At 58.3% G+C, this 15859-nt stretch carries 14 protein-coding genes; 10 read left to right on the forward strand and 4 right to left on the reverse strand.

Translation table 11 applies throughout. The features are described from left to right. Positions 1-108: 108 nt before the first annotated feature. Positions 109-957 carry a posphoenolpyruvate synthetase regulatory kinase/phosphorylase PpsR gene (gene ppsR / locus VPH40_RS00770; protein WP_035818186.1) on the reverse strand — a complete coding sequence of 283 codons (849 nt, stop codon included), beginning with the start codon at positions 955-957 and terminating at the stop codon, positions 109-111. A gap of 152 nt (positions 958-1109) precedes the next feature. On the opposite strand from ppsR, the gene ppsA reads away from it, so the two are divergent. From ppsA to VPH40_RS00795, 5 genes are all read left to right on the forward strand, one after another. Continuing rightward, positions 1110-3542 (forward strand): phosphoenolpyruvate synthase, encoded by a 2433-nt coding sequence (ppsA, locus tag VPH40_RS00775; protein ID WP_077409088.1) that lies wholly within the window; start codon positions 1110-1112, stop codon positions 3540-3542. Between the two features lie 146 nt (positions 3543-3688). Then, complete coding sequence (locus VPH40_RS00780) at positions 3689-4186, forward strand: Dps family protein (protein WP_034752224.1); 498 nt, start codon at positions 3689-3691, stop codon at positions 4184-4186. 177 nt (positions 4187-4363) lie between these two features. Next, positions 4364-4780, forward strand: coding sequence for an NfeD family protein (locus VPH40_RS00785; RefSeq protein ID WP_099664321.1), 417 nt, complete (start codon positions 4364-4366; stop codon positions 4778-4780). Positions 4781-4795: 15 nt separating this feature from the next. Then, positions 4796-5740 (forward strand): SPFH domain-containing protein, encoded by a 945-nt coding sequence (locus VPH40_RS00790; protein WP_099664320.1) that lies wholly within the window; start codon positions 4796-4798, stop codon positions 5738-5740. Positions 5741-6374: 634 nt separating this feature from the next. Then, a complete protein-coding gene (locus tag VPH40_RS00795) occupies positions 6375-6683 on the forward strand; it encodes an H-NS histone family protein (protein WP_010397665.1) in 309 nt (102 codons plus the stop codon). A gap of 313 nt (positions 6684-6996) precedes the next feature. Here VPH40_RS00795 and smpB read toward each other — a convergent pair whose 3' ends face one another. Further along, a complete protein-coding gene (gene smpB / locus VPH40_RS00800; RefSeq protein WP_034752217.1) occupies positions 6997-7446 on the reverse strand; it encodes an SsrA-binding protein SmpB in 450 nt (149 codons plus the stop codon). A gap of 93 nt (positions 7447-7539) precedes the next feature. On the opposite strand from smpB, the gene VPH40_RS00805 reads away from it, so the two are divergent. From VPH40_RS00805 to guaA, 4 genes are all read left to right on the forward strand, one after another. Continuing rightward, on the forward strand, positions 7540-7971 hold the full coding sequence (locus tag VPH40_RS00805; RefSeq protein WP_034752216.1) for a type II toxin-antitoxin system RatA family toxin: 432 nt from the start codon (positions 7540-7542) through the stop codon (positions 7969-7971). After that, complete coding sequence (locus tag VPH40_RS00810) at positions 7964-8260, forward strand: RnfH family protein (protein WP_305051662.1); 297 nt, start codon at positions 7964-7966, stop codon at positions 8258-8260. Before VPH40_RS00805 ends, VPH40_RS00810 begins: the two co-directional genes overlap by 8 nt. 143 nt (positions 8261-8403) lie before the next feature. Further along, positions 8404-9864 carry an IMP dehydrogenase gene (gene guaB, locus VPH40_RS00815; protein WP_034752206.1) on the forward strand — a complete coding sequence of 487 codons (1461 nt, stop codon included), beginning with the start codon at positions 8404-8406 and terminating at the stop codon, positions 9862-9864. 140 nt (positions 9865-10004) lie between these two features. Further along, positions 10005-11615 carry a glutamine-hydrolyzing GMP synthase gene (gene guaA / locus VPH40_RS00820; protein WP_101480991.1) on the forward strand — a complete coding sequence of 537 codons (1611 nt, stop codon included), beginning with the start codon at positions 10005-10007 and terminating at the stop codon, positions 11613-11615. Positions 11616-11897: 282 nt separating this feature from the next. On the opposite strand, the gene VPH40_RS00825 is transcribed toward guaA, so the two are convergent. Further along, positions 11898-12335: a helix-turn-helix domain-containing protein gene (locus VPH40_RS00825; protein ID WP_328572326.1), complete on the reverse strand. Its 438-nt coding sequence runs from the start codon at positions 12333-12335 to the stop codon at positions 11898-11900. A gap of 324 nt (positions 12336-12659) precedes the next feature. Next, entirely contained in the window at positions 12660-13262 is a 603-nt protein-coding gene (locus VPH40_RS00830; RefSeq protein WP_328572327.1) for a DUF4291 domain-containing protein, read from the reverse strand. A 781-nt stretch (positions 13263-14043) separates the two neighbouring features. Between VPH40_RS00830 and VPH40_RS00835 the strand changes: the two genes are divergently transcribed. Next, on the forward strand, positions 14044-15816 hold the full coding sequence (locus tag VPH40_RS00835; protein ID WP_328572328.1) for a ShlB/FhaC/HecB family hemolysin secretion/activation protein: 1773 nt from the start codon (positions 14044-14046) through the stop codon (positions 15814-15816). The last annotated feature ends 43 nt before the right edge of the window (positions 15817-15859 follow it).

A 15859-nucleotide genomic window follows, 5' to 3' on the forward strand; every position in this document is an offset into this window, starting at 1 on the left:
ACCGTAGCGAGCGGAAGGGAGAGGTGGCCGAGAAGCGCAACCGTACTTCTAGTACGGTGAGCATCGCAAGCCGCCTATACCGACGCGCAGCAGGTTTGGTCAAGCGTTCTAGTACTCGCGGCGGTTCGGCTTGATCTCTTGCAGGATCGTCGTGGAGATCTCTTCGATCGACTTGGTGGTCGACGACAGCCAGCGGATACCCTCGCGTTTCATCATTTTTTCCGCCTCGTTGACCTCGTAACGGCAGTTTTCGATGGCCGCATACTTGCTTCCAGCGCGTCTTTCGTTGCGTATTTCCGACAAACGTTCGGGCGTAATGCTCAATCCGAAAATTTTATTCTTAAATTCCAGCAAGGCCGATGGCAGCTTGTCGCGCTCGAAATCGTCGGGAATCAGCGGATAATTGGCCGCCTTGATGCCGTATTGCATGGCCAGGTACAGGCTGGTCGGGGTCTTGCCAGAGCGCGAAACACCCACCAGAATGACATCGGCCGACGACAGGTTCTTGTGCGACTGGCCATCGTCGTGCGCCAGCGAATAGTTGATCGCCTCGATGCGGTTCTTGTATTCCTCGCTGTCGACGATGTTGTGCGAGCGCCCGATGGTATGGGTCGACATCACGCCCAGCTCCTGCTCCAGCGGGGCGACAAAGGTCTGGATCAGGTCCATGTGCATGCCGCTGGACTTGCGGATCACGGCCGACAGGTCGTTCTTCACCAGGGTCGAGAAAATGATCGGGCGCTGGCCATCGGTGGCGAAGGCTTCGTTGATCTTGCGCGCCGCCTCGTAGGCCTTGTCCATGGTATCGATGAAGGGCAGGCGGATCTGGCGGAAGCGCAGATCGAACTGCGTCAGCACCGAGTGGCCGAACGTCTCGGCGGTGATGCCGGTGCCGTCGGAAACGAAGAAGACGGTGCGGGCCGCGGAGGGCAGAGGAGGGCGTGGTTCTTGTGTCATGGGTTTTCGGATCAAGATTGTGCGTCGTCAATTTGCGCCGCACAAGGTAAAATGGCTGCAACGGTATGATTGTGCTGCACGACGCCAAGAATAACAAGAAGACTGTCTGTGCGCCGCGCGTAAAGATTTCTATCATCAGTAAGGGTGTCATTATGACCAACGCAGTATCGCAACAGCAGGAAGACAAGGACGCGGTGTATGTTGCCTCGTTCGAGCATTTGCGCATGACGGATGTCGAATCCGTCGGCGGCAAGAACGCCTCCCTGGGCGAAATGATCAGCCAACTGGCGGAAGCCGGCGTGCGCGTGCCCGGTGGCTTTGCCACCACGGCGCAGGCATTCCGCGATTTCCTGTCATATAGCGCCAACGGCGGCTTGCCGCTGGCCGAACGCATCGCCCAGCGCCTCGAAGGGCTGAACATCGATGACGTGCGCTCGCTGGCGCAAGCCGGCGCCGAGATCCGTCAATGGATCGTGGAAACGCCATTCCAGCCACGCCTGGCCGCCGAAATCGACCAGTTCTACGCCAAGCTGGTGGCCGATTCCGACACCGAAATGTCGTTTGCCGTGCGTTCCTCGGCCACGGCGGAAGACTTGCCGGACGCGTCTTTTGCTGGTCAGCAAGAAACCTTCCTGAACGTGGTCGGCATCGACAATGTGCTCGAGGCCATGAAGCAGGTGTTCGCGTCGCTGTACAACGACCGCGCCATCTCCTACCGCGTGCACAAGGGCTTTACGCACGCTGAAGTGGCCCTGTCGGCCGGCGTGCAGCGCATGGTGCGCTCCGACCTGGGCGCGGCCGGCGTGATGTTTACCATCGATACCGAATCGGGCTTCAAGGACGTGGTCTTCGTCACTTCCAGCTACGGCCTGGGCGAAACCGTGGTGCAGGGCGCCGTCAATCCCGACGAATTCTATGTGCACAAGCCGATGCTGGAAAAAGGCAAGTCGCCCGTGATCCGCCGCAATATCGGCTCGAAACTGCTGAAGATGGAATTCACGAACGAAGCGAAAGCCGGCCGTTCCGTGAAAACCGTCGACGTGCCCGTCGAAATGCGCAACCGCTACTCGCTGAACGACAGCGAAGTGGTGGAACTGGCAAAATATGCCGTCATCATCGAAAACCACTACGGCCGTCCGATGGACATCGAGTGGGGCAAGGATGGCCGCGACGGCAAGCTGTACATCCTGCAGGCGCGTCCTGAAACCGTCAAGTCGCAGCAAAAGGCGACCGACGTGCAGGAGCGCTTCAAGCTGAAAAGCACCGGCACCGTGCTGACCTCCGGCCGCGCCATCGGCCAGAAGATCGGCGCCGGCCCCGTGCGCGTGATCCACGACCCGGCCGACATGGAACGCGTGCAGCCAGGCGACGTGCTCGTTGCCGACATGACGGACCCGAACTGGGAACCGGTCATGAAGCGCGCTTCGGCCATCGTCACCAACCGTGGCGGTCGCACTTGCCACGCGGCAATTATTGCGCGTGAGCTGGGCGTGCCTGCCGTCGTCGGCTGCGGTAACGCCACCGACGTGCTGAAAGACGGCACCTTCGTCACCGTGGTGTGCTCCGAAGGCGACGAAGGCAAGATCTACGATGGCTTGCTGGAAACGGAAGTGTCGGAAGTGTCGCGCGGCGAATTGCCGAAGCTCGACACCAAGATCATGCTCAACGTGGGCAATCCGCAGCTGGCGTTCGACTTCCAGTCCGTGCCGAATGCGGGCGTGGGCCTGGCGCGCCTGGAATTCATCATCAATAACAATATTGGTGTGCACCCGCGCGCGATCCTGGAATACCCGAACATCGATGCCGACCTGAAAAAGGCCGTGGAATCGGTGGCGCGCGGCCACGCTTCGCCAAAAGCGTTCTACATCGACAAGCTGGCCGAAGGCATCGCCACCATCGCCGCCGCGTTCTGGCCGAAAAAAGTCATCGTGCGCCTGTCCGACTTCAAGTCGAACGAGTACAAGAAGCTGATCGGCGGTTCGCGCTACGAGCCGGACGAGGAAAACCCGATGCTGGGCTTCCGCGGCGCGGCGCGCTACCTGTCGGCCGACTTCTCCGAAGCGTTCAACATGGAATGCGAAGCGATGAAGCGCGTGCGCAACGACATGGGCCTGACGAACGTGGAAATCATGGTGCCATTCGTGCGCACCCTGGGCCAGGCCGAGAAAGTCATCGACCTGCTGGCGAAGAATGGCTTGAAGCGCGGCGAGAACGACTTGCGCGTCATCATGATGTGCGAAGTGCCGTCGAACGCCATCCTGGCCGACCAGTTCCTCGACCATTTCGACGGCTTCTCGATCGGTTCGAACGATCTGACCCAGCTGACCCTGGGCCTGGACCGCGATTCCGGCATGGAATTGCTGGCCGCCGACTTCGACGAGCGCGATCCTGCCGTGAAAGCCCTGCTGGCCCTGGCCATCAAGGCTTGCCTGGCACGCGGCAAGTACATCGGCATTTGCGGCCAGGGGCCTTCCGACCATCCGGACTTCGCCGTCTGGCTGATGGAACAGGGCATCGAATCGATGTCGCTGAACCCGGACTCGGTGATCGATACCTGGCAAAAGCTCGCTGCGCTGAAAGCGTAAGCGTCTTGTCCGCCCTCTGAAAACCCGCTGCCGCTCACCCGGCAGCGGGTTTTTTTATGCCTGCCATGCGGCGCACGCCTGTATTCGATGGCATTGCGCCAGATCAGCTAAAATGATTCCACCAATACATTGAAACGGGAGTTCTCATGGCAAGCAAGAAACCGAGCAAAGTGGCAAAGATCGACATCGGCATTTCCGAGGCGGACCGCGCGAAGATTGCGGAAGGCCTGTCCGGCCTGCTGGCCGACAGCTACACCTTGTACCTGATGACCCATAATTTTCACTGGAACGTCAAGGGGCCGATGTTCAACACCCTGCACCTGATGTTCATGACGCAATACACGGAACAGTGGGCCGCGCTGGACCTGATCGCCGAGCGCATCCGCGCCCTCGGCTATCCTGCGCCCGGCACCTACAAGGAATTCGTCAAGCTGGCCTCGATCAAGGAAATCGACGGTGTGCCGCCGGCGCTGGATATGGTCAGCCACCTGGTATCGGCACAGGAAGCGACCGCGCGCACGGCGCGCCGCCTGTTCCCGCTGCTGGAAAAAGCCAATGACCAGCCGACGGCCGACCTGATCACGCAGCGCCTCGATTTGCATGAAAAGACGGCGTGGATGCTGCGCAGCCTGCTGGAAGAGTAATTGCCGGGCCTGCGGCGCTAATTCGCCCCTGCCTATTGACGCCATCAGGAATTGCGTTAGACTGCTTGTATATAGGTGTTTGGCAAGAATAATATCAGGCAGTAATACGCATTAAACCCCGTCGCTTATATAGGCTGCGGGGTTTTTTATTTTCGGATTCGCAAAGATGGAGGCATCATGGCTGAATGGGTAGGCTGGTTTGTGGCGGCTGGCGCGGTATTGATCCTGGAGCTGTTTACGGGCACGTTTTATTTGCTGATGATCGCCATCGGTATCAGTGCCGGAGGACTGGTGGCGCTGGCGGGCGGCAATGGCGGCTGGCAAGCCCTGACGGCCGCCATTGTCGGCGTGGCGGCCACCCTGTTATTGCGGCGCAGCCGTTTTGGCAAGGCGGCGCGGCGCGATGCGGCGCAGGATCCGAATGTCAATCTCGATATCGGCCAAAGCGTGGCGGTCGCGCATTGGGTCGATGGCGCGGCGCGCGTCATGTACCGCGGCGCCTTGTGGGATGTGGAACTGATTCCCGGCAGCGATACGCAAGCCGGCCATTACACCATACGCGCCGTGCGTGGCAGCCGTTTGATTGTTGGATAACCTGGAGAGTAGATTATGGAAGTAAGCATCGGAAGCATGTCGTTGATCTTGTTATTGCTGGCATTGGTATTTGTCTTCAAGACGGTCAATGTGGTACCGCAGCAGCATGCCTGGGTGGTGGAGCGCCTGGGCAAGTTCCATGCGGTATTGGGGCCTGGCTTGAATATCGTCGTGCCTTTTGTCGACCGTATCGCCTACAAGCACGTGCTCAAGGAAATTCCGCTCGACGTGCCGCCGCAGGTATGTATTACGCGCGACAATACGCAATTGCAGGTCGATGGCATTCTGTATTTCCAGATTACCGACGCCATGCGTGCTTCGTATGGCTCGTCGAATTATATCGCCGCCATTACGCAACTGGCGCAAACGACCTTGCGTTCGGTGATCGGTAAAATGGAACTCGACAAGACATTTGAAGAACGCGACCATATCAATACGGCCATCGTGAATGCCATCGATGAATCGGCGGCGAATTGGGGCGTCAAGGTATTGCGCTATGAAATCAAGGATTTGACGCCGCCCAAGGAAATTCTGCATGCGATGCAGGCGCAGATTACGGCTGAACGCGAAAAGCGCGCGCTGATTGCCGCCTCGGAAGGGCGCAAGCAGGAGCAGATCAATATCGCCAGCGGCGAGCGCGAAGCGGCGATTGCCCGCTCGGAAGGCGAAAAGCAGGCGTCGATCAACCGTGCCGAAGGCCAGGCCACGGCCATCGTCGCGCTGGCGCAAGCCAGTGCCGAGGCGCTGCGCCAGGTGGGCGCCGCCATCCGCGAGCCGGGCGGCGAAGATGCTGTCAACCTGAAAGTGGCCGAGCAGTATGTGGGCGCGTTCGCGCAATTGGCGAAAACAAATAACTCGATTATCGTGCCGGCCAATCTGGGCGATATGAGCGGTTTGATCGCCACGGCGATGCAGGTGGTGAAAACGCAAAAGCCGAAAAGCGGCGTGGCGATTCCCTGATTGCCTGGTGAATAGCAAACTCGTAGCAAGTTAGTCGTCAAAACTGCCCGCCATATCGCGGGCAGTTTTCATTTGCGCTGCTGGAATATATGCTGGCAACAGGGCTCGAGTATCTGCGTTCTAAATGGCAATGTTGAAAATATTTTCTTTATGCTATGCTGTGCGCACTTTCGGGATTATATGCTGCCGTGCGACGCTTATCTTTTTGATTGAAGTAGAATCTGCTGCTCATGCATTGCGATGATTCAACCGATATCCGCGGCGGATACTTGGGTAGTGTTTGGGAGCCGATGCATAATTGGCGATAGTATTGCTCCCATGTATATTTTGAATTGCAATTTATGATTACTATAAATTGCAATGAGGTAGAAAGTGCTGCAAAATAAATACTGCCGATGGTGCTGCATTGAATCGTGATCGCACAAGGAAGGGGAGTCGGCGCAGACAGTCGGTCCGGCGCGATGTCCGCTCCCTGGATTGAAGACTTACATCATCTGAAGGTCGGGGAAGTCGGGTTTTTGGTAAGAGAATTGTAAAAAACAATCAAATCTCAAGAAAAATCACCTCAGTCGCGTTACAATTGGATAGAATTTAACTGTTCAGTTATATTTTTCAACTCACACAAGGAAATATCATGGATCTGTCCAGCTTATCCCTGTCCGAACTGCGCACCTTGCAGGACGACATCAAGAAGCAAATGAAGAAACGCGAACAGGACGATCTGTCCAAAGCGCGTGAACAAATCCTGGCAATCGCCCAGAGCGTTGGCGTTTCCGTAAAAGATCTGGTTGGTACCGGTATCCGCGCTAAAACCGGCACGGTCGCAGTACGCTATCGCAATCCGGATGATGCGACGCAGCAATGGACTGGCCGTGGCCGTCAACCGAAATGGGTCAAAGAGTGGACCGATTCGGGCAAGTCGCGCGATCTGCTGAAGGTTTGATCCTGAAGGTTTAAAAAACCGTTCATTCGGATGCTTGTCCTGTGGAGTAGTACAGGTGTAGTACAAGGCAGCATGCAAGCATCCGGAACTTTCCTGATTAATCGTCTTTGGCCAGGCAGGCAAAGCTGATTCATTCGCTTATCTCCATGGTATTTTCGATAATATCTGTCTTATTCCCGCAATATTTCTTCCTTTTCCTGTTTTCATCCCATTGCGCTGTGCATTTCCGTTTGCCGCAGGCACAGTCAAAATAAAACCCGGCATATAGCCGGGCTTGGTGGTATTGGCGCAACTCGCTGCGCGTGGTGCCGGATCAGCGGCGGTGCGACTTCATTGCCGCCTGCACTTCGCGCGCGCCGTCGCGGTCGCGTTCCGCTGCCCGCTTGTCGTGCTGTTTCTTGCCTTTTGCCAGGCCGATTTCGCATTTGACGCGGCCGCCCTTGTAGTGCAGGTTGAGCGGCACCAGCGTATAGCCGGAGCGTTCCACCTTGCCGATCAGTTTATCCATTTCCGTGCGGTGCAGCAGCAGCTTGCGCGTGCGTACGGCTTCCGGGTGGATGTGGGTAGAGGCGGTCGGCAGGGCGCTGATATGCGCGCCGAACAGGAAGAGTTCATCGCCGCGGACGACAACGTAGGCTTCCTTGATTTGTACGCGGGCGTCGCGGATGGCTTTGACTTCCCAGCCTTCCAGCACGATGCCGGCTTCGTAGCGATCCTCGATAAAGTAGTCGTGGAAGGCTTTTCTGTTGTCTGCTATGGTCATGAGATGGTAAATGTGCGCGGGTCGGTTAAACTACTGTCTCGCGCAAGCGCGATAAAATCAAATGTATCCAACATCATAGCAAATGGTTCTTCAATGGCAGTAGTACATAAATCAGTTTTTCTCGGCTATAGCGCCGAACAAATGTTCGCGCTGGTGGCGGCGGTGGAGGATTATCCCAAATTCCTGCCCTGGTGCGGTGCGGTCGAGATTCGCGAGCGGGGCGAGAACACGGTCGTCGCCAGCGTGGGCATACATTACCACGGCGTGCGCCAAAGCTTCACCACGTCCAACGAGAACGTGCCGCCGAGCTCCATCAAGATGAAGCTGGTGGACGGTCCTTTCAAGACCCTCGACGGCGTGTGGACCTTCAAGGCCCTGCGCGAAGATGCGTGCAAGATCGAACTGGACCTGCACTACGAGTTTTCCAGCCGCGTGCTCGAGCAGATCATCGGCCCCGTCTTCGGCATGATCGCCAACAGCATGGTCGATTCCTTCTGCAAGCGCGCGGAGACGGTGTATGGCTGAAGTGAGCATCCAGGTGCAAGTCTGCTACGCCTTGCCCGATAGCAGCTTTCTGCGCTCATTGACGGTGGCTGCAGGCGCCACCATCGGGCAGGCGGTGGAGCAGAGCGGCTTGCTGCAGGAAGTCCCCGGCATCGACCTGGTCGTGAATATGGTCGGCATCTATGGCAAGAAGAAGCCGTTGGACACCGTTTTGCGCGAACATGACCGGATCGAGGTGTACCGTCCGCTGCAGGCGGACCCGAAAGAAGCGCGCCGCCGGCGTGCCAGCGGCAAGCCCGCCAAGACCTGACGGGTCTGGAAGAGGGCAGGGCTGCGGCTGGCGGCTGGCCCTGGCGGGACATTTTTTTGCTATTTCTAAATATCTTTTCTATGCTGCAAGGACGGAGGGCGCTTTTTTCTGTATAATCTGCTTTTGCGCCAATAGGAAATGCTATGCGTCTACTTCAAAAAGCACTCACATTCGATGACGTGCTGCTCGTCCCAGCCTACTCCAACGTTCTGCCCGCCGATACGTCCCTCAAAACTCGCCTGACCCGCAATATCACCCTGAATATTCCCTTGCTGTCCGCAGCCATGGATACGGTGACGGAAGCCCGCCTCGCGATCGCGATGGCCCAGGAAGGCGGCATCGGCATCATTCACAAGAATTTGAATCCGAAAGACCAGGCACGTGAAGTGGCCCGCGTGAAGCGTTTCGAAGCCGGCGTGCTGCGCGACCCGATCACGATTCCGCCGGAAATGAAAATCCGCGACGTAATCGCCCTGACGGAACAATACGGCATCAGCGGTTTCCCTGTTGTCAAAGGCAAGGAAGTCGTCGGCATCATCACCAACCGCGATTTGCGCTTTGAGCAGGAACTCGACGCGGAAGCTTCCGCCAAGATGACCCCGCGCGAAAAACTCGTGGTCGTCAAGGAAGACGCCGATACGGCCGAAGCCAAGCGCCTGATGAACAAGCACCGCCTGGAGCGCGTGCTGGTCGTCAACGACGCATTCGAACTGCGCGGTCTGATCACCGTCAAGGATATCCAGAAGTCGACTTCCCACCCGTTCGCGTCGAAAGACAGCCAGGGCAAGCTGCTGGTCGGCGCTGCCGTCGGCGTGGGCGCCAAGGATGAAGAACGCATCGACCTGCTGGTCGCTGCCGGCGTCGACGTGCTGGTGGTCGATACGGCCCACGGCCACTCGCAAGGCATCCTCGACCGCGTACGCTGGATCAAGACCAAGTACCCGCAAGTCGAAGTGATTGGCGGCAACATTGCTACGGCCGCCGCCGCCAAGGCGCTGGTCGAATACGGCGCCGATGCGGTCAAGGTCGGCATCGGTCCTGGCTCGATCTGCACCACGCGTATCGTCGCCGGTGTGGGCGTGCCGCAAATCACGGCCATCTCGAACGTGGCCGAAGCGCTGGAAGGCACGGGCGTGCCATGTATCGCCGACGGCGGTATCCGCTTCTCGGGCGATATTTCGAAAGCGCTGGCCGCTGGCGCTTCGACCGTCATGATGGGTTCCATGTTTGCCGGCACGGAAGAAGCACCGGGCGAAGTGATCCTGTACCAGGGCCGCAGCTACAAGTCGTACCGCGGTATGGGTTCGCTGGGCGCGATGTCCGATGGTTCGGCTGACCGTTATTTCCAGGACGCCACGATGAAGGCCGACAAGTTCGTGCCTGAAGGTATCGAAGGCCGCGTGGCCTACAAGGGCAGCGTGCTGGCGATCATCTTCCAGCTGGTGGGCGGCGTGCGTCAATCGATGGGTTACTGCGGTTGCGCCACCATCGACGAACTGCGCGAAAAAGCGGAATTCGTGGAAATCACCTCGGCCGGCATGCGCGAGTCGCATGTCCATGATGTGCAGATCACGAAAGAAGCGCCTAACTACCGCTCCGAGTAAGCGTACTGGAGAAACTGTCCATGGCTGCGTTCCAGTGCCTTGCCCTGAACAGTTTTCCAGCTACGCTATTGTGGTAGCGAAAGTCCAGACCGGCGCCCAGTGCGCCGGTTTTGCAATTGACCCTGAATAAAGCTCCGACCATGCACTCTAAAATCCTCATTCTCGATTTCGGTTCCCAAGTCACCCAGTTGATCGCCCGTCGCGTGCGCGATTCCGGCGTGTTTTCCGAAGTCTTCCCGTATGACGTCAGCGATGAATTCGTGCGCAACTATGGCGCCGCCGGCGTGATCCTGTCGGGCAGCCACAATTCCACCCTGGACGGAGATTCGCCGCGCGCGCCGCAAGCCGTGTTCGAGCTGGGCGTGCCTGTTCTGGGCATCTGCTACGGCATGCAGACCATGGCGGCCCAGCTGGGCGGCAAGGTGGAAAACGGCCTGGTGCGCGAATTCGGCTACGCCGAAGTGCGCGCCCGCAGCCATACCAAGCTGCTCAACGGTATTGCCGACTTCGTCACCGACGAAGGCCACGGCATGCTGAAAGTGTGGATGAGTCACGGCGACAAGGTGCTGGAAATGCCGCCAGGTTTCAAGCTGATGGGCAACACTCCGAGCTGCCCGATCGCCGCCATGGCCGACGAAGAGCGCCAGTTCTACGGCGTGCAATTCCACCCGGAAGTGACGCACACGGTGCAGGGCAAGGCCATGATCGGCCGCTTCGTGCATGAAATCTGCGGCTGCAAGTCGGACTGGAACATGCCTGACTACATCAGCGAAGCGGTGGAAAAGATCCGCGCGCAAGTCGGTACGGATGACGTCATCCTGGGCCTGTCCGGCGGCGTCGATTCGTCCGTCGCGGCTGCCCTGATCCACCGCGCCATCGGCGACCAGCTGACCTGCGTCTTTGTCGACCACGGCCTGTTGCGCCTCGACGAAGGCAAGATGGTGATGGACATGTTCGCCAAGAATCTGGGCGTGAAAGTCATCCGCGTCGATGCGGAAGACCAGTTCATGGGCCATTTGGCCGGCGTCACTGACCCCGAGCAAAAGCGCAAGATCATCGGCCGCGAATTCGTCGAAGTCTTCCAGGTCGAATCGGGCAAGCTGGTCAACGCCAAATGGCTGGCGCAAGGCACGATCTACCCGGACGTGATCGAATCGGCCGGCAAGGGCAAGAAAGGCCAGACCATCAAGAGCCACCACAACGTGGGCGGCTTGCCGGACACCATGAAGCTCAAGCTGCTGGAACCCTTGCGCGAACTGTTCAAGGACGAAGTGCGCAAGCTGGGCGTGGCCCTGGGCTTGCCGCATGACATGGTCTACCGCCACCCATTCCCGGGCCCGGGCCTGGGCGTGCGCATCCTCGGCGAAGTCAAGAAAGACTATGCCGATCTGCTGCGCCGCGCCGATGCCATCTTCATCGAAGAGCTGCGCAATACGCCGTACGAGTTCGTCGCTGGCCAGGCCGTCGACCCGGACGCGCTGCCAGCGAACTGGTACGAAGCGACCAGTCAGGCGTTTGCCGTCTTCCTGCCCGTCAAATCGGTGGGCGTGATGGGCGATGGCCGTACCTACGAATACGTGGTGGCCCTGCGCGCCGTGCAAACGCAAGACTTCATGACGGCCCACTGGGCGCACCTGCCGCACAGCTTGCTGGGCAAGGTCTCCAACCGCATCATCAATGAAGTGCGTGGCATCAACCGCGTCGTCTACGATATTTCGGGCAAGCCGCCGGCGACCATCGAATGGGAATGATGAGCTCGCTTTAACTGTTTGATTTTAAAGTGAAAAATTGATGGTCGTTGATAATTCAAAAAGAATTATCAACGGCCATTTTTTTGATGTGCGTGCGGTTGATCCGTCGCGCCAAGGAAATGCGTGCATTGACGTCTCCACTGCGATCCCAGGTCAATGAATTCAGCCAGTCATCAGGCAGTTTTTGACTTTACAGGTCAGCGCATGGATCACGCTGCGCGTATTTCCCCGTGAGCTGCACTACTCCATCTACCGCGACTTCTCAGCAAGGTAGTGATCCGGTTATTTCTCGCTCTTGCTTGCGGACTCGGCGCAATCCAAGGTTTTTTTGGGGATGGCTTCGAGGCCTTGATGCGCGAGGTCCAGCAGCGCTATTTCTACGGTACAGCCATTTTGCATGGACAGGCGCTTCACGGCGGAGGCAAGCATGGGGGGAAGTTCCAGAAAATGCAGGATCAGCGCCCCTCCGGCCGGTACTGGCGGGTCGATTTGCGTCCCTCTGGCGATGGGTAACGTCCCATGCATAAGCCAGGCGGTGCTGACGTCGAGGGCAGCGGCAATCTTCTCTGCCGCGTCCATAAGCAGTTTGGCTTTGCCTGATTCATAGCGATACAGTTGCGTGGGATTGATGCCCGCCAGTTCGGCAAGCAGCACTTGTGAGATACTAAGATTCTCGCGGCAGCTTTTGAGGCGCTCAGAAACATGGGTGTTGCCAGACATACATATTGCCTTTCAATATATAGCGTTCGTGAATGACCGGCTGTGGTGCAGCTGTCTCCACGGTGATGACAGGAGCAAGAGCGTTCTGCCAGCCACAGCTTGGTCAACAGCAATGATTTTACCGCCCGGGAGCGGCATGGCGGCATCCCTTGTTTCGTATTTCTTCCGGTCGGCATGGTCAATGTTGAGATCGTGTACGGATGCCGGATCTGACCCCGCTCCGCGCAGGGGAGGGAGCTGGACGCAGTTGAGCTTGCTAAGAGGTGGCCTGCGTTGCATGAGCTACCTTGCTTGACCTCGCTCTCAAGTTCTGGATGTCAGGGTTCAGGATGGATAAAATACTGACGAATACGGTTTTTCTTGCGGGAGCATGTGCTTTGCTTCCTCAAATTTCTCTTGGGCGAGCAACGCATGGATTGCATGGGCCAGCGGCGTCACATCCGCCACCCTGGTTATCCATTGATGTACGTAAAGTTCTACCGCCTTTTTGCTGAGGCCGATCTGAATGGCTCTGTGAGATTGCGGCCGCAACAGCAGATCCCGTTCTGGATCCCATTGGATGCGCACGGGCGATGCCTCTTTTTTCGCCGACCATTCGTCCTTGCTCATGGACGCATCCGCGTGGCTCAGGCAGCCGTGCTCCAGTGCCCATTCAAATCCCGCTCGACTGATATCGATCGCCAGTATGCGTTGCTGACCAGCATCTTTGAATCCCCAGCCTGCGCGATACATCATCCATAAGAAAGACGGTTTAATCCACGTCATGCGTTCCATTTTGAATGGGGGCGAAGTAAATGTGCCGTTCGTTAATGCGTCATCTGCGATCACATCCGAATAGGCCTGATAGACACGGATGGTCGATTCGTCGTAGGTGGCCCTGATCTGACGTTCAGGGATGGCTGATGTTGGGTGCTGATCATCTTGCATTGTTACCTTGGTTGAAGCCAGGGAGAATCCCGGCGAGTTTTAACATGACGCTGACAGTGCCGCCCGACTCCTGCGCGTGGCCTAAGCAATCCTTGCTGCCAGCGATACGTCGCCGGTTGATAGCCCATGCCGATGGGCCCATCAGGATGGTCGCAAGGTGGATGGCCTGACTGGCGGAAGTGGAGCGTGGTCAGCTTCGTAAATCTTACACGACCTTGGCCTCGTCCCGCTGCATGCGCAGGGTGCGCAGCTTGCCGATCAAGGCGATGGGGAGGCCGGGGGTATTCTTACCCGATCTCAGCCCATAGGGTACGCATCAGTTTCTCAAATGTGTATACGGTTCGACTGACTGTCTTACTCGCGCAGTGAAAAGCGCAAGGTATGGTGACCCGTATGAGTGAACGGGCTTGCCTCTGCCATCCAGTCCGCGACAAATCGGACAGGATGGATATATCCGGTGAGAGTATTTGCGAGGGTAGCAGCAGTTTATTGGTTTGAAAAATGCAGAACTTTAGCTATCTCATTGAGCATCGAGTTGGAGTAAGTTTTTTTGGGAAACTTTGTGTATCGGAATGACTGAGCTAGCTGAAGCCCTGTTTGGCAGGTTTTTTTATGGGCTCATGTCGATGCACCATCGCCTGCTCACCTGTCTTACTAGTGGTAATTGGATAGTTGAAAGGTAGTTACCAAAGAGGTAAAGTTCTCAAGAAATAAATATAGTTGCCCTATAGAAATAATTAATTTATAATTTCATTACGTAAATAATTACCTAAGGCAACATATGCACCTGCGCTTGACGCCATGGTGCGGTGTATTTTTGTTTAGCAGTACTTTGTGTACCGCCGTGTCCGCGCAGACCCGTCCTGAAATTGCACCGCCCCTTCCCAATCCGCCTGGCGCCAGCCAGCGCGACGATGCCAGCCAAGAACTTATCCGCCAGCAAGAACGTGAGCGCCTCCTGCGCCAGCAGCAGGAACGCACTCCCGACGTGCGCCTGCTCGAGACGCCCGCGGCCGCGTCCGCCAACCGCCTGCCTGCGGGCGAATCGCCATGCTTTACGATTGACCAGCTTGTGTTGCGAGGCGAGGACGCCGCGCAATTCCAGTGGGCGCTGGCCGCCGCCGGGCGCGACGACCTGGGTGCGCCGGACTCTGCGCTTGGGCGCTGCCTGGGCACGCAGGCCATCAACGTACTGATGGGCCGGCTGCAGAACGCCATCATCGCGCGCGGCTACGTCACCACGCGCGTGCTGGCCGAACCGCAGGACTTGAGCAAGGGTACGCTGGCCTTGACCTTGATACCGGGTCGCATCCGCCAGATCGGCTTTGCGCCCGGCACGAATCCCCGCGCCACCTGGTGGAATGCCGTGCCGGCGCGCCCTGGCGACTTGCTCAATGTGCGCGATACGGAACAGGCGCTGGAAAACTTCAAGCGCGTGCCGACGGCCGAGGCCGATATCCAGATCATGCCGGCCGAGGGCGGCAATGCGAAGCCGGGCGAGAGCGACCTGCAGATCCAGTGGAAGCAGGGCTTGCCGTTCCGCCTGGCGCTGGGCCTCGACGATGGCGGTTCGCGCTCGACGGGCAAGCTGCAGGGCAGCGTGACCCTGTCGTATGACCATTGGCTGACCCTGAACGACCTGTTTTACCTGAGCCTGAACCAGAACGTCGACGGTGACCGTGACGGCCCGCGCGGCACGGCCGGCATGGTGGCGCATTATTCGATTCCCTACGCCTACTGGCTGCTGGCCTTCACGGTCAGCGACAGCCATTACCACCAGTCCGTGGCCGGCATCAGCCAGGACTACAACTACAGCGGCGCCAGCCAGAATCGCGAAGTCAAGTTGTCGCGCCTGGTTTACCGCGACGCCTCGCGCAAGACGACGGTGTCGCTACGGGGCTGGCAGCGTTCCGCGCAAAACTTCATCGACGACACGGAAGTGGAAGTGCAGCGCCGCCGCATGGCCGGCTGGGAAATCGGTATCGGCCACCGTGAATTCCTGGGCCAGGCGACCCTGGACGTGAACCTGCAATACCGGCGCGGCACGGGCGCGATGGAGGCGCTGGCCGCACCCGAGGAAGCGTTTGGCGAGGGTACCTCGCGCATGCGCTTGCTGCTGGCCGACGCGGCCGTGTCGGTGCCGTTCACGCTGGCTGGCCAGCCGCTGCACTACACGGGCAGCTGGCGCACGCAGCACAACCGTACGCCGCTGGTGCCGCAAGACCGCTTCGCCATCGGCGGGCGCTACACGGTGCGCGGCTATGACGGCGAAAGCAGCCTGTCGGCCGAACGGGGCTGGCTGCTGCGCAACGAAGTCGGCGTGCCGTTGGGCAGCAGCGGCCAGCAAGCGTATGCGGGACTCGATCATGGCGAGGTATCGGGGCCATCCGCCGCATGGCTGATCGCGCGCCGCCTGACGGGCGGCTTCGTCGGCTTGCGGGGGCAATGGCTGGGCGTGCAGTACGACGCTTTTGTCGGCTGGCCCGTGCATAAGCCTGAACTCTTCCGCACGGCCAGCCATACGGCAGGTTTCAGCCTGAACGCCAGTTACTGATATTTAGCAATGTAGTTACGTAGTTTTAAAGAATTAAGTCACT

This window comes from Janthinobacterium sp. P210005 (assembly GCF_036231865.1).
Taxonomy (GTDB): domain Bacteria; phylum Pseudomonadota; class Gammaproteobacteria; order Burkholderiales; family Burkholderiaceae_D; genus Janthinobacterium; species Janthinobacterium kumbetense.